General features: G+C 74.6%; 19 protein-coding genes. 8 read left to right on the top strand and 11 right to left on the bottom strand.

The features are described from left to right. Positions 1–5 precede the first annotated feature (5 nt). From MET2598_RS0120000 to MET2598_RS0119985, 4 genes are all read right to left on the bottom strand, one after another. Positions 6–467 carry a DUF2271 domain-containing protein gene (locus tag MET2598_RS0120000; RefSeq protein WP_012331510.1) on the bottom strand — a complete coding sequence of 154 codons (462 nt, stop codon included), beginning with the start codon at positions 465–467 and terminating at the stop codon, positions 6–8. Between the two features lie 34 nt (positions 468–501). Then, positions 502–837, bottom strand: a complete 336-nt coding sequence (locus tag MET2598_RS0119995; protein WP_018262089.1) for a hypothetical protein — start codon at positions 835–837, stop codon at positions 502–504. A gap of 91 nt (positions 838–928) precedes the next feature. Further along, positions 929–2,299 carry a sensor histidine kinase gene (locus tag MET2598_RS0119990; RefSeq protein ID WP_012331512.1) on the bottom strand — a complete coding sequence of 457 codons (1,371 nt, stop codon included), beginning with the start codon at positions 2,297–2,299 and terminating at the stop codon, positions 929–931. Beyond that, positions 2,296–2,967 carry a response regulator gene (locus MET2598_RS0119985; protein WP_018262088.1) on the bottom strand — a complete coding sequence of 224 codons (672 nt, stop codon included), beginning with the start codon at positions 2,965–2,967 and terminating at the stop codon, positions 2,296–2,298. Before MET2598_RS0119985 ends, MET2598_RS0119990 begins: the two co-directional genes overlap by 4 nt. A gap of 140 nt (positions 2,968–3,107) precedes the next feature. Here MET2598_RS0119985 and MET2598_RS0119980 point away from each other — a divergent pair, with 140 nt between their 5' ends. Further along, on the top strand, positions 3,108–3,419 hold the full coding sequence (locus tag MET2598_RS0119980) for a PepSY domain-containing protein (RefSeq protein WP_018262087.1): 312 nt from the start codon (positions 3,108–3,110) through the stop codon (positions 3,417–3,419). Positions 3,420–3,461: 42 nt separating this feature from the next. On the opposite strand, the gene MET2598_RS0119975 is transcribed toward MET2598_RS0119980, so the two are convergent. Beyond that, a complete protein-coding gene (locus MET2598_RS0119975; RefSeq protein ID WP_018262086.1) occupies positions 3,462–6,326 on the bottom strand; it encodes a cation-translocating P-type ATPase in 2,865 nt (954 codons plus the stop codon). A 159-nt stretch (positions 6,327–6,485) separates the two neighbouring features. On the opposite strand from MET2598_RS0119975, the gene MET2598_RS0119970 reads away from it, so the two are divergent. Continuing rightward, positions 6,486–7,328 (top strand): universal stress protein, encoded by an 843-nt coding sequence (locus tag MET2598_RS0119970; RefSeq protein ID WP_012331516.1) that lies wholly within the window; start codon positions 6,486–6,488, stop codon positions 7,326–7,328. A gap of 20 nt (positions 7,329–7,348) precedes the next feature. Here the strand turns inward: MET2598_RS0119970 and MET2598_RS0119965 are convergent, their stop codons facing one another. Continuing rightward, entirely contained in the window at positions 7,349–8,164 is an 816-nt protein-coding gene (locus MET2598_RS0119965) for a universal stress protein (RefSeq protein WP_018262085.1), read from the bottom strand. Between the two features lie 194 nt (positions 8,165–8,358). On the opposite strand from MET2598_RS0119965, the gene MET2598_RS0119960 reads away from it, so the two are divergent. Beyond that, positions 8,359–9,864 (top strand): aldehyde dehydrogenase family protein, encoded by a 1,506-nt coding sequence (locus tag MET2598_RS0119960; protein WP_018262084.1) that lies wholly within the window; start codon positions 8,359–8,361, stop codon positions 9,862–9,864. 18 nt (positions 9,865–9,882) lie between these two features. On the opposite strand, the gene MET2598_RS36950 is transcribed toward MET2598_RS0119960, so the two are convergent. Next, positions 9,883–10,752, bottom strand: coding sequence for a hypothetical protein (locus MET2598_RS36950; RefSeq protein WP_157182213.1), 870 nt, complete (start codon positions 10,750–10,752; stop codon positions 9,883–9,885). Positions 10,753–10,935: 183 nt separating this feature from the next. On the opposite strand from MET2598_RS36950, the gene gspG reads away from it, so the two are divergent. From gspG to MET2598_RS0119930, 5 genes are all read left to right on the top strand, one after another. Next, complete coding sequence (gene gspG, locus MET2598_RS0119950) at positions 10,936–11,388, top strand: type II secretion system major pseudopilin GspG (protein ID WP_018262082.1); 453 nt, start codon at positions 10,936–10,938, stop codon at positions 11,386–11,388. 16 nt (positions 11,389–11,404) lie between these two features. Then, positions 11,405–11,890 (top strand): prepilin-type N-terminal cleavage/methylation domain-containing protein, encoded by a 486-nt coding sequence (locus MET2598_RS0119945; protein WP_265576562.1) that lies wholly within the window; start codon positions 11,405–11,407, stop codon positions 11,888–11,890. Beyond that, the gene (locus MET2598_RS0119940) at positions 11,887–12,369 is read left to right on the top strand and encodes a type II secretion system protein (RefSeq protein ID WP_018262081.1); all 483 of its coding nucleotides are present in this window, start codon (positions 11,887–11,889) and stop codon (positions 12,367–12,369) included. The genes MET2598_RS0119945 and MET2598_RS0119940 overlap by 4 nt, the downstream gene beginning before the upstream one ends. Positions 12,370–12,475: 106 nt before the next feature. Next, positions 12,476–13,117: a general secretion pathway protein GspJ gene (locus tag MET2598_RS0119935; protein WP_012331521.1), complete on the top strand. Its 642-nt coding sequence runs from the start codon at positions 12,476–12,478 to the stop codon at positions 13,115–13,117. Beyond that, positions 13,114–14,037, top strand: a complete 924-nt coding sequence (locus MET2598_RS0119930; RefSeq protein ID WP_018262080.1) for a general secretion pathway protein GspK — start codon at positions 13,114–13,116, stop codon at positions 14,035–14,037. The genes MET2598_RS0119935 and MET2598_RS0119930 overlap by 4 nt, the downstream gene beginning before the upstream one ends. A 31-nt stretch (positions 14,038–14,068) precedes the next feature. Here the strand turns inward: MET2598_RS0119930 and MET2598_RS0119925 are convergent, their stop codons facing one another. The 4 genes from MET2598_RS0119925 to MET2598_RS38190 all read right to left on the bottom strand — a co-directional run bounded on the left by MET2598_RS0119925 (position 14,069) and on the right by MET2598_RS38190 (position 21,542). Next, positions 14,069–15,169: a microcin C ABC transporter permease YejB gene (locus tag MET2598_RS0119925; RefSeq protein WP_012331523.1), complete on the bottom strand. Its 1,101-nt coding sequence runs from the start codon at positions 15,167–15,169 to the stop codon at positions 14,069–14,071. Positions 15,170–15,175: 6 nt separating this feature from the next. Beyond that, positions 15,176–17,059: an extracellular solute-binding protein gene (locus MET2598_RS0119920; protein ID WP_012331524.1), complete on the bottom strand. Its 1,884-nt coding sequence runs from the start codon at positions 17,057–17,059 to the stop codon at positions 15,176–15,178. After that, positions 17,056–18,921, bottom strand: coding sequence for an extracellular solute-binding protein (locus tag MET2598_RS0119915; RefSeq protein ID WP_018262079.1), 1,866 nt, complete (start codon positions 18,919–18,921; stop codon positions 17,056–17,058). The genes MET2598_RS0119920 and MET2598_RS0119915 overlap by 4 nt, the downstream gene beginning before the upstream one ends. Before the next feature lie 224 nt (positions 18,922–19,145). Then, on the bottom strand, positions 19,146–21,542 hold the full coding sequence (locus MET2598_RS38190; RefSeq protein ID WP_051086520.1) for a caspase family protein: 2,397 nt from the start codon (positions 21,540–21,542) through the stop codon (positions 19,146–19,148). Between the last annotated feature and the right edge of the window lie 22 nt (positions 21,543–21,564).

The following is a 21,564-nucleotide window of genomic DNA, read 5'->3' as shown; positions in this document are numbered from 1 at the left end:
CCCCGTCAGAAGCTGACCGTGAAGGTCGCGACGTGCTCCTTGCCGGTGACGGGCTTGCCCGCCGCCGCGCCGGAGAGCGGCGCGACCACCTCGGAGGGCCGGTCCACGCCGTCCTCGACGGCGGTGTCGACGCGGACCTGATAGCCGGCATCGATCAGGGCATCCGCGAGATCGACGCTGACCCTCAGCGTCCGGCCCGAGCCGATGCTCGCCCCGGTGATGCCGTCGATCGCCGCGCCGCCCGCGGCGCGGTACCACTCCGAGAGGTGGCGGTGGTACCTGGCCTTGCGTCCCGCCACCCAGAGCGTGCCCCGGTACTGCCCGGCCGCATCCGTGACGTAGACGGCGAGGTAGGCGGGGTTGCCGCCGTAATCCTTGAGCCTCGCTTCGAGGGTGACCGGCCTGGCCTCGGCCAGGGCGGGGGCCAGCAGGGTGGCGGCGGCGGCTACCGAGAATGCGCGCTTCATGGGGAATCTCCGCGGGAGGGTCCGGGCCGGCCGATCAGCGGATCTCGGCCCGGGGAGGGGCCTTGCCGCCGAAGAGGCCGCTGTCGGGAGCGGGTGCCTCGGTGCGGCGCGGCGGCGCGGGCACGCCGCGCCCGTCCTCCTCGCCGTCCTCGTCCTCGTCCTCGTGCCGGTGGCCGTGCCGGCGGGCCTCGGCCGCGCGGGCGTGCTCCCGCGCCCCGCCGGGCCGGAGGCCGGAGGAGCCCGGCCGGCCGGATTCGGCGTGGCGGGCGCCGGCGTGCTCCTGCGCTCCCCGCGAGCCCTCCGCGGCCAGCACGGCCCCCACGGCCGTCGTCAGGAGCAGGGCCGTGCCGATCAACGCGTGCTTGGTCATGGGTTCGTCTCCGGTCATTGCGACGCGCGCAGCCTCGCGCCCGCGCCTGACGCCGGGCTGAAAGGCCGGGCCGACGTCGTTCAGCCCGGTGTCAGGCGGGGGGCGCCGCGGGCCGCGGACCGGCCGGAGCGAGGTGGACGACGGCCCGGAAGCCGCCGCTCTCGCCCGGGATCGGCGAGGCGAGGTCGAGCCGCAGCCCCGCGCCGCGGCAGATGGCGGCGGCGATCGCCAGCCCCAATCCCGATCCCTCGGTCCGCGCCGGCCCGCGCGTGAAGGGCCGGGTCAGCCGCGCGAGGTCTTCGGGAGGAACCGGCGGTCCGGCATTGCTCACGGCGAGCGCCTGCCCGGACAGGCGGACGCTCACCGGACGCGCGGGGTCGCCGTGCTTGAGGGCATTCTCGATGAGGTTGCGCGCCAGGATCGCGAAGGCGTCCGGGTCGAGATCCGAGGTCGGGCCGGGCCCGGGCGCCGCCTCCACCCGCAGGCGCTCGCCGCCGCCGCCGCGGCGCAGCTCGTCGACGACGAGGTGCAGCACGGGCGCGAGCGGCGCGGCGGTCTCGGCGATCAGCCCGCCGCCCTCGGCCTTGGCGAGCTGGAGCAGCTTCTCGGAGAGGCGCGAGAGCCGGTGCAGCGCGCCCTCGACGGCGCGCGCGCGCGCGAGGCGCTCGCCATCCTGCAATTCCGCGCAGAGGCGCTGGGTCTGCGCCAGGGCGGCGGCGATCGGCGTGCGCAGCTCGTGCGCGGAATTGGCCGTGAAGCTGCGCTCCGCCTCCAGCGCGCCGCGCAGGCGGCCGAGCAGGGCGTTGACCGCGGCCGCCACCGGCGCCACCTCGGCCGGGAGGTCGAGCGTGGCGATCGGCGAGAGGTTGCCCCGGCCGCGCGCCTCGATCGCGTCCCGGAAGGCGAGGACCGGCCCGAGCGAGAGGCGCACCACCAGCCACACCGCGGCGAGGGCGAGGGGCACGAGCGCGGCGAGCGGCCCGACCAGGGTCATCATCGCCTTCGCGACCGCGTCCCGCCGGTGGTCGAGCCGCTCGGCGGCGGTCACCGCGATCGTCCCCCGAACCCCCGTCTCCGTGTAGGTGCGCAGGCCGCTCAGGGTCCGGAATCCCGGGGCGAGGCCGCCCGGGATCCCCATCCGGTCGGCGTCGCTCGACCGCAGGAGGTCGCGCCCGTCGGCATCCCGCACGACGTAGGCGATGTATTCCCGATGCCGGCCGACCGGGGGCATGAGCTGGCTCGCGGTGCCGTCCTCCCGCGCCAGCACCTCCGCGTAGGCGAGGGGCAGCACCCGCTGCGCGACCTCCTGGAGGGCGCTGTCGAAGACCTCGTCGATCTCGTGACGCAGCACCAGCCCGGCCACCACCGAGGCGGCGAGCCAGGTCGCGGCCACGCCGAGCGCCAGCCCGATCCCGAGGCGGCGGCGCAGGCTCGCGCGCCCGGCTCCCCGGGCGATCCTCACGCGCCCCTGGCCGGTGCACCGAGGCGGTAGCCCATCCCGCGCACGGTCTCGATCGCCTCCGCGCCGATCTTCCTGCGCAGCCGCCCGACATAGACCTCGATCGTGTTGCTCTCGACCTCGGCGTCGAAGGCGTAGAGCCTCTCCTCGAGCTGCCCCTTGGAGAGCAGCGCGTGCGGCCGCTGGACGAGCGCCTCGAACAGCGACCATTCCCGGGCGGTCAGCGGCACGGGTTTCCCGGCCCGGTGGACCGAGCGGGCCGCCAGATCGATGTCGAGGTCGCCGATCGTGACGAGGGGGTTGGGGTTGCCGGAGTAGCGCCGCCCGACCGCGCCCACGCGGGCGGTGAGTTCGAACAGGTCGAAGGGCTTGATGAGATAGTCGTCCGCCCCCGCGTTGAGCCCCGCGATCCGGTCGGAGATCTGGTCCCGGGCGGTGAGGATGATCACCGGCGTGACGTCCCCCTGGGTGCGGCGCTGCCGCAGGAAATCGAGGCCGCGTCCGTCCGGCAGCATCAGGTCGAGCAGGACCAGATCGTAGACCGCCGCCGTGATCGCCGCGGCGGCATCGGCGAGGGTCGCGACCCGGTCGGCGGAATGGCCGTCCGATGCGAGGTGGTCGCGGACCGCCTCGCCCAGCACCGGATCGTCTTCGATGAGGAGGATGCGCATGCCCGCCCCGGTTGATCTCCCGCGAGACTACCGCATTTCCCCGTGCGGCGGACCGCAGCGGCGGCGCCCGGCGTTCAGGCTGGCGTCAGGTTTCGGTGATTGAGCTGCGCGGGACGGCCCGCGGATCCGGAGCCCCGGCCATGCGACGCGCGACGATCCTTCTCGCCCCGATCCTTCTCGCCCCGATCCTTCTCGCCCTCTGCGCGGCCCTGCCGGGCGGCCCCGCCGCGGCGGACGGGCATTGCCGCGTGCCGCTCGCCGATTGGCAGCCCCGCGCGGCGCTGCAGCGCAGGCTCGAAGCCGAAGGATGGAGCGGCATCGCCATCCGGGTGGATGACGGCTGCTACCGGGTGCGGGCGACGAATGCGCGGGGCCAGCGCCTGGACGAGAAGTTCGATCCGGCCCGGCTCGAACCCGCCCGGCGCGACGCGCACGGGGACGACGAGGAGTGATCCGACATCCGCATGGCGAAGCCATCAACCGGATGATCCAGGTCACCGTTGGCCGGTTCGGCGTCGCCGCCCGGCCGCGCGGATCAGCCATTTCCGCGCCTCGCCGAGGACGAGGACGGAACTGGCGGCGGCCGCGCAGATCGCCCAGTCGCCGACGCCGAGGCTCACCGTCGAGAAGGCCCGCTGCAGGACGGGAACGGAGACCGCCGCCACCTGGAGCAGGAGCGACAGCGCGATCGCGGCCCAGAGCCAGCGGTTGCGGAACAGGCCCTCGCGCGCGCTGCGGTCCTCGGAGCGCGTGTTGAGGACGTTGAAGAGCTGGGACAGGACGAGCGTGGTGAAGGTCATCGTCTGCGCGTAGGCCAGGGTGCCGTCCCCTTCGATGAATCCGCCCGGCAGGCAGGCGTCGAGCACCACCAGGGTGCTGCAGGCGGTCACGAGGCCCACGAAGGCGATGCCCTCCCACATCCGGCGGGTCAGCACGCCCTCGCCGCGCGGGCGCGGCGGGCGGCGCATCGCCGCCGGATCCGCCGGATCGACCCCGAGGGCGAGGGCCGGGGCGCCGTCGGTGACGAAGTTGATCCAGAGGATCTGGGTCGCCGTCAGGGGCAGCACCACCTCGCCGGCCCGCGCGCCGGTCAGCCCGAGCGCGTCGGCCAGCACCACCCCGAGGAACATGGTGGCGACTTCGCCGATATTCGACGACAGCAGGTAGCGCAGCACCTTGCGGATGTTCGCGAAGATCGCCCGCCCTTCCTCGACCGCCGCCACGATCGTGGCGAAATCGTCGTCCGCGAGCACGATGTCGGCGGCCTCCCGCGCCACGTCGGTGCCGCTCAGGCCCATGGCGACGCCGATATCGGCGGCCTTCAGGGCGGGCGCGTCGTTCACGCCGTCGCCCGTCATGGCCACGGTCAGGCCGTTGCGCCGCAGCGCCCGCACGATCCTCAGCTTGTGGGCGGGATCGACCCGCGCGTAGACCGAGACGTCGCGCACGGTCCGTGCGAGCGCCTCCTCGGAGAGCGCGTCGAGCTCGGCCCCGGTGAGGGCGCGCCCTCCCGCGGCGATGCCGAGCTCGGCGGCGATCGCCGAGGCGGTGCCCGGATGGTCGCCCGTGATCATGATGGGCCGGATGCCGGCCGCCCTCGCCCGCGCCACCGCCTCGCGGGCCTCGGCGCGGGGCGGGTCGGTCATGCCGATCAGCCCGAGGAAGACGAGGTCCCGCTCGATCTCCGCGCCCGGCGCCGCGCCGCCCGGCGCCGCCCAGCCCAGGCCGTCCCGCGGGAGCGCCCGGAAGGCGATCCCGAGGCTGCGCAGGCCCTCCCGGGCCAGCGCCTCGTTCGCCGCCGCGATCGCGGAGCGGCGCTCCGGCGTGAGGGCCCGGCCGCGCCCGCCGACGAATTCCTGCGCGCAGCGCGCGAGCACGACGTCCGGCGCGCCCTTGGTGGCCAGGAGGAGCGGCGCCTCGCCCTCGGCGTCGCTCTGCACCGTGCTCATCAGCCTGCGCTCGGAGGAGAACGGGATCTCGGCGAGGCGCGCGAAGCGGCGGGCCACCGCCCCGGCCTCCAGCCCCGCCTTGCGCGCCGCGGCGATGAGCGCGCCCTCGGTGGGGTCGCCCTGCACGGTCCAGCGCCCGTCGCGCTCCTGCAGGACCGCGTTGCTGGCCAAGAGGCCGGCGAGGAGGGCCCGCTCCACCTCGGTCCGCAGCGCCTCGCCGAGGGCGCCGCCGGCATGGCCGAGCGGTCCGACCGGGGCGTAGCCGCTGCCGCCGACATCGACGCGCCCGCCCGCGGTCGCGATCACCCGCACGGTCATCTCGTTGCGCGTGAGGGTGCCGGTCTTGTCGGAGGCGATCACCTCGGCCGAGCCCAGCGTCTCCACCGCCGCGAGGCGGCGCACGATCGCGCGCCGCCGCGCCATCCGCTGCACGCCGAGGGACAGGGACGCGGTGACGATGGCCGGGAGACCCTCCGGCACCGCCGCGACGGCGAGCGCCACGCCCAGGATGAGCACGCCGAGGAGGGCGCGCAGGCTGCGGACCTCCTCGACGACCACGATGGTCGCGATCAGCACGAGGGCGATGGCGACCACCACGAGCCCGAGGCGCTTGCCGACGCGGTCGAGTTCGATCTGGAGCGGGGTGCTCTCGTCCGGCGCGTCCTGCAGCATCTGGGCGATGCGCCCGATCTCGGTGCGCATCCCGGTCGCCGTCACCACGGCCAGCCCCCGGCCGCTGGTCACCGCGGTGCCGCTGAAGACCATGGTGCGGCGGGGTTCCGGATCCGCCGCGTCGGCGAGCGGCGCGACCTGCTTGAACACCGGCAGGCTCTCCCCCGTCAGGGCGGCCTCCGTGGTCTGCAGGAGGGCGACCTGGATCAGCCGCGCATCGGCCGGGATCGTGTCGCCCTCCTCCAGGCGGAGGATGTCGCCCGGCACGAGGTCGGCGGCCGGCACGGTCTGGAGCGCGCCGTCGCGGATGACCCGCGCCCGCGCGGCCGCCATCCGGCGCAGGGCCGCGACCGCCCGATCCGCGCGCACCTGCTGGAGCGCGCCCATCGCGGCGTTGAGGAGCACGATCGCGACGATCGCGATCGCGTCGTAGGGCAGGCCGGACTCCCGCTCCGACAGCCACAGCCCCGCCGAGACGAGCGCCGCGGCGAGGAGCAGCAGGACGAGGCTGTCCGTGAACTGGGCGGCGAGGATGCGCCAGGCGGGCACGGGCGGCGCGGCGCGCAGCGCGTTCCCGCCGTGGCGGGCGAGGCGCGCCCGCGCCTCGGGCGCGCTCAGCCCGGAGGCGGCCTCGACGCGCAGGGCCGCCAGAACCTCGTCGGCGCCGAGGCGGGAGGGATCGGCCGGATCCCGCGCGTCCCCCGCGGGATCGGCCTGCAGCGCGCGGTGCTTCGTCATCTCGCCCTGTCCAGTCCGACGCGCAGGTGACCATCCGGCGCGGAGTCCCCGCAAGGGGGGTCCGTCCTGCACCGGGCTAGGGCGACCGCCGCTGATCTACCTCAAGGTGTGCCGAGACCCGTGCCCCGAGAATGACCCCGCCGTATCCGGAGAGCCCTCATGACCGACACCATCAGGACCGTCCTCATCGCCGTGACGGAGCGCACGGGGGACGAGGCGCCCTCCGCGGCGCTCGCCTACGGCCTGGCGCTGGCGGGACAGGCCGGGGCCCGCGCCACCGTGCAGGCGGTCTCGGCCAAGCTCGTGCTGCCGCATGCCTGGATCAGCCGCTTCGTCGCGATGCTCGTCGCGGCCGAGAACCGGCGATTGCGGGATCTGGCGGAGGAACTCGCCGAGCGGGCCCGCGGCGAGGCCGCGGCCGCGGGGATCCTCTGCCGCACGCAGACGCAGCAGCTCCCCGAGGCCGAGCTCCTGGCGAGCGTCCGGTGGCAGGCGCGGCTCCACGACCTGACCGTGACCGACGCGGAGTCGCGCCTGCTGACCGGCGACCGCGGCCTGATCGAAACCCTGCTGTTCGAGAGCGGGCGCCCCGTGATCGTCGTGCCGCCCGGGGTCGAGAGCTTCGCGGCGCAGCGCATCCTCGTGGCCTGGGACGGCAGCGCCCAGGCCGCCCGCGCCGTGCACGACGCGCTGCCGTTCCTCAAGCGGGCGGGCGCCGTCGAGATCGTGTCGGTGGCCGGCGAGAAGGACCTCTCGGGCGCGGTGCCGGGGGCCGAGCTGGCGCCGCACCTCGCCCATCACGGCGTCGCGGTCACGGTCACCGACCTCGTGGCCGGGGACGGCGACGTGGCCGGCACGCTGCGCCGCCACGCGGCGGCCTCCCGCGCCGACCTGCTCGTGATGGGCGCCTACGTGCACTCGCTCCTGCGCGAGATGGTCCTCGGCGGGGTGACGCAGGCCCTGCTGGGATCCTGCCCCGTGCCCCTGCTCCTGGCCCATTGAGGGCGCCCGCCGGGCCGGGATCAGTGGGTCATCAGGCAGCAGAGCGGGCTGCGCTGCAGGACCGAGCGGGTCACGCCGCCGAACACCCACTCCCGCAGGCGACCGCGTCCGTAGGCGCCGAGGACCAGGAGGTCGGCGCCCGCCCGGTCCGCGAAGGCCAGCAGGCCGTCGGCCTCGTCGAGACCCTCCGGGACCGGCTCGGCGGCCGGGGCGGCCTCGACACCGTGACGCGCCAGGAGTTCGGCGACCTCGTCCGCCCCTTCCTCGGCCGCCGCGGGTCCCAGGCTGACGACCGCGACGCGCGCGGCGGCGCGCAGGAAGGGCAGCGCGGCCGCCGCGGCGCGCCGCGCCTCGGGCGTGTCCTTCCAGGCCAGCACGACTCTCTCGGCCCGCAGCTGCTCGGTGCCGGGCGGCACGACCAGGACGGGGCGCCCGGCCTCCATCAGCACCCGGTCGGGCCGGACCGCGTCCGCGGCGATCCCGTCGGCCGGGCCGGGGCGCCCGACGACGAGCAGGTCCGCGCCCCGGGCGCGCAGGACGAGATGCTCCGTCGCCGCCATCGCGGCCTGGCGCCAGGAGCGGCGCTGCGGCCCGCCGGCCTCGCGCGCGAACACGGCCTGCAGGGCGCCGAGATCCTCGTGGAGCCGCGCCGACTCGGCGGCGGCGATCGCCTCCCGCTCCTCGAAGGAGGTCCGCGTCACCGGGAGCGGGAGCTGCCGGGCGGCGGCCCCCGTGAGGGAGGCCCCGAACCGGTCCGCAACCTGGGCCGCGAGCCGGATGCGGCCGGCCGCGCCCGGGAGCGCGTCGACCGAGACCATGATCGTGGCGTAGCTCATGAGCACCTCCCCGGAGGGCGCGCGGCCCGGCGGGCAGCTTGGCACGCGGGCCGGCTCTGCACGAGAGCAGGGTTCCGTTGCAACGGAACCCTGCTCTCGGTTCTTGATTCTGCCGCATTTTCTCCCCCGAACCGGCGGCGACTTCGTCGGAAAATGCTCTAGGGGCGAGCGGCCATGACCATCACCACCCTCGCATGACCATCACCACCCTCGACCGCCTGATCCCCGGCACGCTCGTGCCCTTCGGCGGCGACCGCGCCGCGGTGATCACGCCGGACCTCGCCGCGCGGTTCCAGCCCGGCGACCACCTGCTGGTGCTGCAGGAGACGGGCGATCTCCTGCACGTCCCCGCGGCGCAGAGGGCGCTGGCCGCCGCCGCTGTGGACCGGGCGGAGGCCGCGTTCCGGGCGCTGCCGGCCGTCCCAGATCAGGCCATCGACCGGTTCTTCGACCGCTTCGCGGCGCTCCTGGAGGATTCCTCGGTCTGGGACGCGGTCGCGCAGGCCAACCGGCAGGACGCGGCCCGCGCGGAGCAGGCCGGCCGCTCGACCACCCGCCTCGTCGCGGGCGACCGCATGCGGCGCGACATGAGCGCGGGCCTGCGCGCGTGGCGGGATTGCGGCGAGGGACGCGGTCGCGTGATCGCGCGCGCGGCGCATCCCGGCTGGACGATCGAGCAGGTGGCCGCACCGCTCGGCGTGGTGGGCTTCGTCTTCGAGGGACGCCCGAACGTGTTCGCCGACGCGGCGGGCGTCGTGCGCACGGGCAACACCGCCGTGCTGCGCATCGGCAGCGACGCGCTCGCCACCGCGCAGGCCATCCAGCGGCACGCGCTCGCCCCGGCCCTCCGGGAGGCCGGCCTCCCACCCGGCGCCGTGTCGCTGATCGACAGTCCGGACCGGGCCGCCGGTTGGGCGCTGTTCTCGGACCGCCGGCTCGCCCTGGCGGTGGCCCGCGGGTCGGGCCGGGCGGTCGCGCAGCTCGGCAGCGTCGCCCGGCAGGCCGGGACCGCGGTCAGCCTGCACGGCACCGGCGGGGCCTGGATGGTCGCCGACCGCGACGCGGATCCCGCGCGCTTCGCCGCCGCCGTGGAGGCCTCCCTGGACCGGAAGGTGTGCAACACGCTGAACGTGTGCTGCCTCCACAGGGCCCGGCTCGCCGACCTGCTGCCGGCCTTCCTGGCCGCCCTGGAGGCGGCCGGCCGCGCCCGCGGCCACGGCTGCAAGCTCCACGTGGTGGCCGGCGACGAGGCCGTGCTGCCGCCCGCGTGGCGGACCGGGACCGTGCGCGCCCGGCGCGCGGAGGGCGAGCGCACCGAGCCCCTGACCGAGATCCTGCCCGAGGCCGAACTCGGCCGCGAGTGGGAATGGGAGGACACGCCCGAGGTCAGCCTCAAGATCGTGGACGACCTCGATCACGCGGTGGCGCTGTTCAACCGCTACAGCCCGCAATTCGCGGCCTCGCTGATCAGCCGCGACCCGGCCGCGCATCGGCGCTTCTTCGACACGGTCAACGCGCCCTTCGTGGGCGACGGATTCACGCGCTGGGTCGATGGGCAATACGCCCTCAACCAGCCCGAACTGGGGCTCTCCAACTGGGAGAACGGCCGTCTCCTCGCCCGCAGCGCCATCCTGTCGGGCCTCGGCGTGTACACGGTGCGCAGCCGCGTCGCGCAGGACGATCCGCGGCTGAGGCGGTGACGGCCCGCCCGCGCGGCCTTAAGCCACCGCCCCGCGATCCCGCTCCGGCCGCGTCTCGGCGAGGGCGTCCGCCCCGGTGGCGTCGGCTCCCCAGAGCAGGCGGCGCACGCCCACGAAGGGCCGCCCCGCCGTCTCGAGCGGCGGCAGGAACGGGGCGCGGCCCAGGAGACCGGCCCGTCGCCAGTGCCCCCACAGGATCCCGGTCGCGAGGCTCGCCGCCGCCACCCCCCCGAGCCACAGGCCGAGCAGGAGCTGCACCGGCACCACGCCGTTGAACTCGCGCAGGATCCCGAGCGCGAAGGCGAAGGACCACGACACCGCCGAGACCGCGCCCGAGAACAGGAAGGCCCGGGCGCTCACCGGGGACAGGTCCTCCAGGATCGGCCGGCGCACGTCGGTGAGCACGCGCGGCAGCACCCAATGGTGGATCACGACGCCGTTGAGGGTGAGCACGATCACGACCGAGACCTTCGCCCACATCTTCGGATTGAACAGCTTCTCCGGCGATTCGACGGCGTAGATGGCGAGGAAGCCGAGGCCCGACAGCCACAGGAGCGCGAGGCCGACCGTCACGACCTTGGCCATGAAGCGGATCATCCGCTCGATCTCGGGCGGCATTCCGCCCCAGCGCATCCAGCGCAGGAGCCAGAAATCCATCATCGCGGCGGCCCCGAAGCCGAGGCACAGGCCCACGAGGTGGATGCCGATCATGGGGGTCAGGAGCCGGACCTGCGGCAGCGGCGCCGGCAGCGCGACCGTGAGCGGCGCCGCGAGCGCCGGGACCGCCGCGACCAGCCCGAGGCACAATCCGACGAACGCCCCGCATCCGCCGGGCAGGATGCCCCAGGGGACGACCCGCCCCGCACCGAATCTTAGAAATCCCCGCATCTCTCGCTCCCGCATCCTCACGCAGCGCTCGGCCCCAGGCCGCGGACGCTAGATGTCGAGCCTTAACGATCGATCAATGCATGACTCTGGGGAATTCAGCCCGCGAGGTCATGGAGGCGTCGCGTTTAGATTATCTTCGGGGTTCGGAGTCTGGATGGGGCCGGGACAGCGGGGATCGGCGCGATGAGGCAGGGACGCAGCAGCGAGGCGGTGAGGCGCCCGGAACGGGACGGGAAGGCCGGGTTCTCGCTGGTGGAACTCCTGGTGGTGCTGGCGATCATCGGGATGATCGCCACCATGGTCACCCCGCAGGTGCTCGGCTATCTCGGCCGCGCCAAGGGCGAGACCGCGCGCATCCAGGTCAAGAACCTCGCCCAGGCGGTCGAGCTCTACTACCTCGACCTCGGCACCTATCCGACCACGCAGGAGGGGCTCGCCGCCCTCGTCACCCCGCCCGAGGGCGCGCGGGCGGCGTGGCGCGGTCCCTACCTGCGCGACGGCAAGGGTCTGCTCGACCCGTGGGGGCGGCCGTTCCTGTATCGCTCGCCGGGAGCCGGCGGCGCCCCCTTCGAGATCGCCTTCACGGATCCCGACGCGCCGGGCCGCGGTGCGGCGCCCGAGGTCGCGGCCCGCTGACCGCGCGGGGCCGCCGGTGCCGCGCCGCGGACGCCGAGGATCCCGGCCGGGCGGGCCGGGGCGGGAGGCGGGCGGGTTCAGCCTCGTGGAACTGCTCGTCGTGCTGGCGATCCTCGCCCTGGCGGCGCTCCTCGGCGGCGCTGCCCTCGACGGAATGCTCCCGGCCCGCCGGCTCGACCGGCTCGCCGCCGGCGTGGCGGGCGAACTCGCCAGCCTGCGCGGCCACGCGCGGCGCACCGGCGAGCTGGCGCTGCTGCGGCTCGACCCCGCCCGCGGCCTCTTCCTGAGCAGCCGGCCCGGAGCGCCCCCCCTCGGCCTGGCCGGCTACGCCGTCCAGGTGGAGCCCGCGGCGGGCAGCCGGGCCGGCCCCGGCGAGATCCGCTTCGCCCCCGACGGCTCCTCCTCGGGCGGGACCATCCTGATCCACGGGCGGGGCGGAGGGCGCCGGATCGCGGTGAGCCGCCTCACCGGCCGGGTCGGGGAGGCGGAGGCGATGCCGTGAACCCGGCCTCAACCCGGCGGGGGCAGGATGCGGCCGCGGGCGGTGAGCGCGCCGCGGCCCGCCCGCGCAGGTGGCTCCGCCCGCGGAGCTTCCTCCGCCCGCGGAGCTTCCTCCGCCAGGAGGGCTTCACCCTGGTGGAGGTGCTCGTCGCCTTCGCGGTCGTGGCGCTCGCCACGATCATCGCGCTGGAGGCGGGCGCGTCGCTCGCCCGGCGCGCGCGCCAGCTCGCGGCCGAGCGGCACCGCCTCGACGAGATCGAGGCCATCGTGATGCTGCGCGCGGCGGGAGGTCGGCTCCAGCCGGGGCTCGAACGGGGTCGGTTCGCCGATGGGGAACCCTGGGTGCTCACCGTCGTGGACGTGGCGCCCCTGCTCGGCTGGCAGGGTCTGCCGCCGCTCTGGCGCGTCCAGCTGCGGCGGGGGAGCGCGAACGGCCCGCTCGTCTACGCGACGCTGCTTTCCGGCGGGCAGGCCCGCTAGAGCGGCACCCGATCACGTTGCAACCGGGTGCCGCTCTCGATCTTTGGTCTTGCCGCATTTTCCGCGACGGCACGGTCGGGACCCCGGAGCGGGCCTCGATGGCGGCGTGATCGGATCCTGCTCGCGGCCGCTGTCGCCCGAATCGCCGCCGGCTTCGCGGCCCGGGCCCGCCGCGGCGGGCTTCACCCTGGTCGAGGCGCTGACGGCGCTCGCGGTCGCGGCGCTGATCGCCGTGCTGCTGCTGCAGGCGGTCCGGGCGGCCGGGTTCCTGTCGCGGCTCGGGGCCGGCATCGCCGTGGAGGCGGATCTCGACGTGGTCCGCGACCACCTGCGCGCCGCCCTCGCCCGGCCCCGGGGCCGGGGCGCGGACGGCAGGGGGCCGTCCTTCCTGGGCGAGCCCGGACGTCTGGTGGCGATCCTCGCGGCCAGCCCCGCGACCGAGCGGGGCGCCGACATGCGGATGGTGCTGGCCGGGATGCCCCGGGCGGACGGCCGCATCGACCTCGTCGAGAGCCGCGTCCCGGAGACGGCGGCCGAGGCCGACCCGCCCGAGGTGCTGGTCGGCGGGGCGGCGGCGCTGCGCCTGCACTATTTCGGCGTCGCCCCGACCGAGATGCAGCCGCGCTGGCTCGACGCCTGGACGCGCCGCGACCGGATGCCGGCGCTGGTCGAGATCGTCCTCGACTTCCCGCCCGGCGACCCGCGGCGCTGGGCGCCGCTCGTGGTCCCGCTGGAGCCGCTCCCATGAGGCGCGCGGGCATCCCGGCCGAGGACGGCTTCGTCCTGCCCGCGGTGCTCGTCGTGCTCGCCGCGGTGGCGATCACGGCCGCCATCGCCACCGAGCGCTTCGCGGTCCATCTCGGCGCCACCTCCGGGCGGGCCGAGAGCCTGCGCCTGCAGGGGCTCGCGGACGGCGCCGCCCGGCTCGTCGCCGCCTCCCTGCTCAACGAGCGCCAGCGCGGGGCGCCGGGCCTCGGCCTGCCCGAGGACGGGCTGCCGGTCGGCTGCCCGGTGCCGGGCGCGCGCCTCCTCGTCGCCGTGCAGGACCAGGCGGGGCTCATCGACCTCAATGCCAGCCCGCGGCCGCTGCTGGAGGCCGCCTTCCGCGCCCTCGGCCTCCCCGACCGCGAGGCCGGGACCGTCGCGGCGGAGGTGGTGGATTACCGCGACCCCGATTCCGACCCGGAGCCGAATGGCGGTGCCGAGGCCCCGCAATACCGGGACCAGGGCCTGCCCTACGGCCCCCGCAACGCGCCGTTCCGCAGCCCCGCGGAGATCGGCATGCTGCCGCATCTCGGCGAGGTGGAGGCGGCCCGGCTGCGGCCGTTCCTGACGGTCTACAACGCGACCGGCCAGTTCGATCCCGGCCCGTCGCCGCTCGGCGCGCTCCTCGGCGGCACGGTCGGGGAGGCGCTGCGCCCCTACGCGGCGCGCTCGCCGCGCAGCGTCTTCGCGATCCGGGTCGTGGCGGCCTCGCCGAGCGGGCGGGCGCAGCGGGAGGCGGTGCTGTCGGCCGGCTCGGTCCGCCAGTCCAATACCGGCCTCCTGAGCTGGCAGGCCGGCTTCGACGGCGCCCCGGCCCTGCCCGAGGCCGCGCCGCACCCGGCCTGCGGGCGCATCGCGGCCGCGCTCGCCGCCGAGGATCCGGCGCGGCGCGCCGGCCGGTGACGGGCCGCGCCGCTTGGGGCCCGGCCGGCGCTCACGCGGCCCGGCTCTCGAAGTCGATCCGCGGGTCGATCCAGCTGTAGGTCAGGTCGGAGATCAGGTTCACCACCAGCCCGACCAGCGAGAAGATGTAGAGGTTGGCGAACACCACCGGGTAGTCCCGGTTCACGATCGACTCGAAGGACAGCAGGCCGAGGCCGTCGAGGGAGAAGATGGTCTCGATGAGGAGCGAGCCGGCGAAGAAGGCCGAGATGAAGGCGCCCGGGAAGCCCGCCACCACGATCAGCATGGCGTTCCGGAAGACGTGCCCGTACAGGACCTGCCGCTCGGACAGGCCCTTCATGCGGGCGGTGAGCACGTACTGCTTGCGGATCTCGTCCAGGAACGAGTTCTTGGTGAGGAGCGTCGAGGTCGCGAAGGCGCCGAGCGCCATCGAGACGATCGGCAGCGTGATGTGCCAGAGGTAGTCCGTCACCTTCTGCCAGGGCGGGAAGGTCTGCCATCCCTCGCTGGTCAGGCCGCGCAGCGGGAAGATCTGCAGGAAGGAGCCGCCCGCGAACAGCACGATCAGCAGGATCGCGAACAGGAAGCCGGGGATCGCGTAGCCGACGATGACCACGCCCGAGGTCCAGACGTCGAAGGGCGAGCCGTCCCGCACCGCCTTGTGGATCCCGAGCGGGATCGAGACCGCGTAGGAGATCAGCGTCATCCACAGCCCGAGCGTCACCGAGACCGGCAGCTTCTCGCGGATCAGCTCCAGCACCGAGACGTCGCGGAAGTAGCTCTTGCCGAAGTCGAAGCGGGCGTAGTCCCACAGCATCTTGGCGAAGCGCTCGGGCGCCGGCCGGTCGAAGCCGAATTGCTGCTCCAGGCGCTTGATGAAGGCGGGGTCGAGGCCCTGCGCGCCGCGGTAGCGGGAATTCGCCTCGCCCCCGCCGCCGCGCGGCGCCGCCCCCGCCCCGAGATCGCCGGACCCGCCGCTCACCCGCGACATCGCGCTCTGGCCCTGGAGCTGGGCGAGCACCCGCTCCACCGGGCCGCCGGGGGCGAATTGCACGATCACGAAGGAGATCAGCATGATCCCGAAGATCGTCGGGACCATCAGGAGCAGGCGCCGCAGGATGTAGTTCGCCATCCGCCCTCACCCCCGCCCGATGCGCCGCGCGCGGGCGGCGTCGTACCACCAGATCGCCGGCGCCCCGAGCCCGTAGCGCGGCAAAGCGGCCGGCCGGCCGTACAGGTCCCAGAGGGCGAGCCGGTGCTGCGCCGAGTACCACATCGGCACCCAGTAGCGGCCGACCCGCAGGCAGCGGTCGAGGGCCCGGCAGGCGGTGGTGAGCTCCGCCCGGGTCGCCGCGTTGGCGACCCGGTCCAGCATCGCGTCGACCGCCGGGTCGGCGATGCCGGCGAGGTTCTGCGAGCCCGGCACGGCGGCGCTGCGGCTCGCATAGATCTCCCGCAGCCCCGCGCCCGGCGTCACCGAACCCCCGAACCGGGTCGAGACCACGTCGAAGTCGAACTCCTTGAGCCGCGCCTGGTACTGGGCCGGGTCCACCATGCGCGAACTCGCCCGGATGCCCAGGAGCGAGAGGTTCTTGATGAAGGGCTGCACCAGGGGCTGGAAGACCGGGCTCGAATCCAGGAACTCGAAGGCGAGGGGCTGGCCGTCCGGCAGCCTGATCTGGCCGCCCTCGCGGGTGCAGCCCGCCTCGCGCAGCAGCGCGTCGGCCCGCCGCAGCAGCGCCCGGTCCTGGCCCGAGCCGTCCGAGCGGGGCGGGGACCAGGGCGCGCCGAACACCTCGTCCGGCAGCCTGCCCCGGAAGGGTTCGAGGAGGGCGAGCTCCTCCGGCCCGGGCGGTCCCTCGGCCTTCAGGTCGGAATTCTCGAAGAACGAGGCGGTCCGCCGATAGGCGCCGTACATCAGGTTCTGGTTCGACCACTCGAAGTCGAAGGCGAGCCCGATCGCCTCGCGGATGCGCGGGTCCTTGAAGACCGGGCGGCGGGTGTTGAAGAACCAGCCCTGCGTGCCCGACGGGGTGGCGTCCGGCACGGTCTCGCGCTTGACCCGCCCCTCCTGGGCGGCCGGGAAGTCGTAGCCCGTGGCCCAGACCCGCGAGGTGAACTCCTCCCGCCAGGTGAAGGCTCCGGCCTTGAAGGCCTCGAAGGCGACGTCGCGGTCGCGGAAATACTCGTAGCGGATCTCGTCGAAATTGTTCTGCCCGACATTCACCGGCAGGTCGGCGCCCCAGTAGTCGCGCACCCGATCGAAGGCGATGAAGCGCCCGACCTCGAAGCGGGCGACCTGGTAGGGCCCGGAGCCGAGGGGGGCGTCCAGGGTCGAGGCCTCGAAGTCGCGGGCCGCGTAGTAGGCCTCCGAGAAGATCGGGAGCTCCGCCACGACGAGCGGCAGGTCGCGGCTGCGGCCGGGCGCGAAGGTGACGGTGACCGCCTCGTCGCCCTCCGGCACCGCGTCGGCGACGTCGCGCAGCACCGAGGCGATCCGCGGGTGGCCCTTGTCCCGCAGGATCCGGATCGAGAAGGCGACGTCCCGGGCGGTGAGCCGCGAGCCGTCGTGGAAGCGCGCCTGCGGGCGCAGGGTGAAGCGATAGCTGAGGCCGTCCTCGCTCACCCGCACCGCGCGGGCGACGAGCCCGTAGAGCGCGTCCGGCTCGTCGAGGGCGCGCGTCATCAGGCTGTCGAAGGTCAGGTCCATCCCGGCCGCGCCGTCGCCCTTCAGCACGTAGATGTTGAGCGTGTTGAAGGTCTCGAAGGCTTGGTTGCCCGCCGTGGTGGCGATCTGGGTCGAGAAGGTGCCGCCGCGCGGCGCCATCGGCTCGACATAGTCGAAGCGCGGGAAGTCGGCCGGGTATTTCAACTCGCCGAAGCTCGACAGGCCGTGGCGCTCGCCCGCGGGGGGGCGGCCGTCCTGCGCAGCTGTCCCCTGCGCGCGGCCGGCCCGCGGCAGCGTCCCCGCGAGGGCGGCGCTGCCGGCGAGCCGCAGCAGGGCGCGGCGGGTCGGGCTCATCGCGCCGCCCCGGTCTTGGCGGCGAGGGTCCGGTCGTACCACCAGGTCCAGGGGAAGCCCGAGCCGCCATACGTCGGCAGCACCGCCGGATGCGCGAAGCGGTTCCAGCGCAGCGTCCGGCTCACCCCGGCGGCCCATTGCGGCACCACGTAGTCGTGGGCGAGCAGCACCCGGTCGAGCGCGCGGGTCGCCGCGACGAGCTCGTCCCGGTCGCGGGCGAAGATCACCTTCTCGATCAGCGCGTCGATGCCCGCATCCTTGATGCCGGCGAGGTTGCGCGAGCCCGGCCTGTCGGCGGCGGCGGAGCCCCAGAAATCGCGCTGCTCGTTGCCGGGCGAGAGCGATTCCGGCCAGGAATTCAGCGCCAGCGCGTCGAACTCGAAGCCGCGCACGAGGTTCTGGTACTGGGCCGGGTCGACGATCCGCAACGTGACCTTGATGCCGAGCCGCTCGAGCTGCTGGCGATAGGGCAGCACCACGCGCTCGGCCGAGTTGTCGTAGCCCAGGAACTCGATGGTGAGGGGCTGGCCGGAGGCCGCCCCGACCATCTGACCGCCCCGCTGCGCGTAGCCGGCCGCCTGGAGGAGGCGCACCGCCTCGCGCAGGTTGGTGCGCTGCGCCTCCGCGCTGCCGTTGACCGGGTTGCGGTAGGGCTCGGTGAAGACCTTCTCGGGGATCTTGTCCCTGACGCTCTCCAGGATCTCGCGCTCGCGTCCCTCCGGCAGCCCCGAGGCGGCGAGTTCGGTGCCGAAGAAGTAGGAATCGATCCGCTTGTAGAGCCCGTAGAACAGGGTGCGGTTCATCTCCTCGAAGTCGAAGGCGAGGTTGAGCGCCCGGCGCACCCGCGGATCGGCGAATTTCGCGCGGCGCAGGTTGAAGGTGAAGCACTGCATGATGCCGCTGCCGCGGGAGGGGAACTCCTCCTTGACGATCCGCCCCTCGCGCACGGCCGGGAAGCCGTCGTAGGCGGTGGCCCAGTTGCGGGCGATGTTCTCGCTGCGCCAGTCGAACTGGTCGGCCTTGAAGGCCTCGATCAGCACCGTGCCGTCGCGAAAATACTCGTTGCGCAGGGCGTCGAAGTTGAAGCGGCCCTTGTTCACCGGGATGTCGCGGCCCCAGTAATCCGCCACCCGCTCGTAGGTGATGCTGCGGCCGGGATCGAGCTTGGCGATCCGGTAGGGACCGGAGCCGAGCGGGATCTCCAGGGTCGTCTCGGTCGGCTTGCGGGGATGCCCGCCGCCATCCCGGCCCTCCCACCAGTGCTTGGGCAGCACCGGCATCTGGCCGACGATCTGCGGCAATTCCCGGTTGCCGGTCTCCGAGAACGTGAAGCGCACCTCGCGCTCCCCGACCGCCTCGACCTTGGCGACGTTGTGGTAGTAGGAGGCGTAGAGCGGGCTGTTCTCCTTGAGGATCCCGAACGAGAAGATCACGTCCGCCGGCGTGACCGGCGCGCCGTCGTGCCACTTCGCCTGCGGCCGCAGCCGGTAGGTGACGCTGCCGAGATCCTCCGCCACCTGCACGCCCTCCGCGAGGAGCCCGTAGGACGTGAAGGGCTCGTCGAGCGCCTCGGTCATCAGGGTGTCGTAGATGAGCGGGACCTCGCCCTCGAGGTCGCCCTTCACCCCCGAGACGATCAGGTTGAGGTTGTCGAAGGAGCCCTGCTGGCCGAGGCGCAGGAGCCCGTCCTTGGGCGCCTCCGGGTCGGCATAGGCGAAATGGGTGAAGTCGGCGGGGTATTTGGGCGTGCCGAGCAGCGTCAGGCCGTGGCGCCAGGGCGGGTCGGCGAGGGCCGGCGCGGGCGCGAGGCCACCCGTCAGGCAGAGAAGAAGGGCGAGCGCGGCGGGGCGGCGTGCGGTCACGCGGGACGATCCTCCGTCTGGGCGCCCGGGCGACGGGCCGGGCGCGGCGATGATCCCGTGTTTACGTCCCGCGCTCCCCTGGCGCCACCTGCCCGATGCGCGCAGCCGCCCGGCCCCTCACGCCCTCTTGCCCCAGACCCTCTTGCCCCAGACCCTCCTGCCCCAGATCCTCTTGCCCCAGACCCTCTGCCCCTAGACTTCTTGCCCTCAGGCCTTCCTGGCCCTCACACCCTCCTGCCGAGGCGCCGCAGGGCGGCCGCCGCCCCCGCATGGCCGAGTTCGGCGGCCCGCCCGTAGAGGCGCAGCGCCTCGCCCCGGTTCCGGGGCATCCCGAGCCCGGTCTCGTGGGCCTGGCCCAGGAGGTAGAGCCCGAGCGGGTCGTCGAGGTCGGCGGCCCTGCGGTACCAGGCCAGGGCCTCGGCGGCGTTGCGGCGCTTCTCGTAGAGCGCGCCCAGATGGGCCATGGCGGGGGCGAAGCCGAGATCGGCCGCCCGCCGGAACTGCGCCATGGCGGCCTGCGGATCGGGCCGCAGCCCGCCCTTGCCGTCCCGGTGGAACTGGCCGAGATGGTCGATCGCGACGCCGTTGTTCTCCTCGGCGGCGAGCCGGTAGAGGCGCAGCGCCTCGGCCTCGTTGCGCGGCAGGCCGCCGAGCCCCCGCTCGTGCAGGAAGGCGAGGCCCGCCCGCCCGACCGCGCTGCCCTCCTCGGCGGCGCGCTCGTAGAGCCTGCGCGCCTCCCGCGCATCCTCCGGCAGGCCGCCGCGCCCCTCCCGGTACATCGCCGCCAGATAGGCCATGCCGAGGCTGTTCCCGGCCTCCGCCGACCTGCGGTAGAGCCGCACGGCCTCGACGTCGTCCTTCGCCAAGCCACCCTTGCCGAGCTTGGTCATCCAGCCGAGATGCGCCATCGCGTGGGCATTGCCCGCCTCGGCGGCGCGGCGGAACAGGCGCGCGGCCTCCGCCTCGTCCTTGGCGAACCCGCCCTTCCCGTGCAGCAGGAACAGGCCGAGGTTGTTCTGGGCCGCCGCGTTGCCGAGGCGCTCGGCCCGCGCGTAGAGCCGTCCCGCCTCGGCCTCGTCCTTCGGCACGCCCTCGCCGCGGGCCGTCATCACGCCGAGCTCCACCATGGCGGCGGCATCCTCGCGCTCGACCGCCGCCCTGTACCAGCGCACGGCCTCGGCGGAATCCTTCGCCACCCCCTGCCTGCCGGTCCGGTAGAGGTTGCCGAGGTTGCGCATCGCCGCGACGCTGCCGCGCTCGGCCGCGCGGTGGAACAGGCGGAGCGCCTCGTCGGGGCTGCGCTCCAGGCCGCCGAGCCCCTCCAGCGTCAGGGTGGCGAGGTTGTTGAGGGCCTGCGCGCTGCCCTGATCGGCCGCGCGGCGGTACCAGGCCGCCGCGTCGCCGTACTGCTTGTCGGCGTGCAGGGCCCGGCCGAGCTGCACCGCGTAGCGCGGGTTGTCGGGAGCCGCCCGCGTCGCCGCCCGGCAGGCCTCGACCGCGCGCCGGGCATCGATCTTGTCGAGCGGCACGCCGCGCAGGCCCGGCGCGCGCTCGCGCCCGTCGGAGACGGCGGCGAGTTCGTCGCAGAGGGCCTCGTCGCCGACCCGGCGCAGCGTCGGGGGCGGCAGCGCGGCGACCGTCTGGCGCCGGCTCGTCTCGATCTCGGCGAGGCGGGCCTGGGCCTCCGCCCGCAGCGGGCTGTCGCCGAACTGCGCGACGAAGCTGCGCAGGGCCTCCGGGTCGGTGCTGGTCTTGAGGAAGCGCCACGCGATCTCGTCGGCCCGGGGCGCGGCGGGCGCGGGCGGCTCGGCCCGCGCGCCGGCCAGCATGATCCGCCGCGCGCCGAGCACCTGGTTGTAGACGGCCGGGATCTGGTCGTGGTTCGCCCGGCGGGCGAGGGCGGCCACCTCCTCGCGCACCGTCTCGCCGAGATCGACGAGGCTGGTGCCGGGCTTGCGCAGCTCGGCGGCGAAGACGCGGGTGAAGACCGAGTTGGGGCTCGGGTCGCTGCCGGGGAGGCGGTCGAGGGCCTGCTGGCCCGCCCCGGCCGAGTAGAGCGAGAACACGCCCTGCGGCGGTTCCTTGAACGCGAGGCCGCGGGGCGCGCCGAGCGTGCGCGACCCGGCCTTCGGGAAGGGGTTGTCCCGGCAGGCATCGATCACCAGGATCGTGACCCGGGCGCCGCGGGACTGGATGTCCTGGATGATGTCGGCCTCGGCGAGGGCGAGCTTGCGCACCACGCCCTCGCCGCCCGCCGCCAGCGAGGGGATGTCGGCCGGGATCAGGTAGTTGACGCTGTCGAGGGCGACGCCGTGGCCCGCGAAGTAGAACAGCACCGTGTCGCCCGGCTCGACCTCGCGGGTGAAGGCCCCGAAGGCGGTGAGGAAGCCGGTGAGCGTCGCCTCGCGGGTCAGGCGCGCGACGCGGAAATCGAGGGATTGCAGCGCGTCCGCCACGGTCTCGGCGTCGCGCACCGCCCGCTCGAGCTGCATCCCCTGGGGGAGATTCGCGTAGGCGTTGACGCCGACCACGAAGGCGAGGCGCCGCTCGGCCCTGGCGGCCGCCGCGGAGAGGCAGAGCGTGAGCAGAATCAGGAGCGCCCGCCCGACGGATCCGGTCACGCATCGCCTCCCAGCCGAATGC

It is taken from the genome of Methylobacterium sp. WSM2598 (assembly GCF_000379105.1).
In the GTDB taxonomy this organism is placed as follows: Bacteria; Pseudomonadota; Alphaproteobacteria; order Rhizobiales; family Beijerinckiaceae; genus Methylobacterium.
This window is presented reverse-complemented; position numbering and strand designations above follow the sequence as displayed.

Coding starts and splice junctions, on each gene's coding strand:
- MET2598_RS0120000 (WP_012331510.1), bottom strand. CDS start 467: ATGAAGCGCGCATTCTCGGTAGCCGCCGCCGCCACCCTGCTGGCCCCC.
- MET2598_RS0119995 (WP_018262089.1), bottom strand. CDS start 837: ATGACCAAGCACGCGTTGATCGGCACGGCCCTGCTCCTGACGACGGCC.
- MET2598_RS0119985 (WP_018262088.1), bottom strand. CDS start 2,967: ATGCGCATCCTCCTCATCGAAGACGATCCGGTGCTGGGCGAGGCGGTC.
- MET2598_RS0119980 (WP_018262087.1), top strand. CDS start 3,108: ATGCGACGCGCGACGATCCTTCTCGCCCCGATCCTTCTCGCCCCGATC.
- MET2598_RS0119975 (WP_018262086.1), bottom strand. CDS start 6,326: ATGACGAAGCACCGCGCGCTGCAGGCCGATCCCGCGGGGGACGCGCGG.
- MET2598_RS0119970 (WP_012331516.1), top strand. CDS start 6,486: ATGACCGACACCATCAGGACCGTCCTCATCGCCGTGACGGAGCGCACG.
- MET2598_RS0119965 (WP_018262085.1), bottom strand. CDS start 8,164: ATGAGCTACGCCACGATCATGGTCTCGGTCGACGCGCTCCCGGGCGCG.
- MET2598_RS0119960 (WP_018262084.1), top strand. CDS start 8,359: ATGACCATCACCACCCTCGACCGCCTGATCCCCGGCACGCTCGTGCCC.
- MET2598_RS36950 (WP_157182213.1), bottom strand. CDS start 10,752: ATGCGGGGATTTCTAAGATTCGGTGCGGGGCGGGTCGTCCCCTGGGGC.
- gspG (WP_018262082.1), top strand. CDS start 10,936: ATGAGGCAGGGACGCAGCAGCGAGGCGGTGAGGCGCCCGGAACGGGAC.
- MET2598_RS0119930 (WP_018262080.1), top strand. CDS start 13,114: ATGAGGCGCGCGGGCATCCCGGCCGAGGACGGCTTCGTCCTGCCCGCG.
- MET2598_RS0119925 (WP_012331523.1), bottom strand. CDS start 15,169: ATGGCGAACTACATCCTGCGGCGCCTGCTCCTGATGGTCCCGACGATC.
- MET2598_RS0119920 (WP_012331524.1), bottom strand. CDS start 17,059: ATGAGCCCGACCCGCCGCGCCCTGCTGCGGCTCGCCGGCAGCGCCGCC.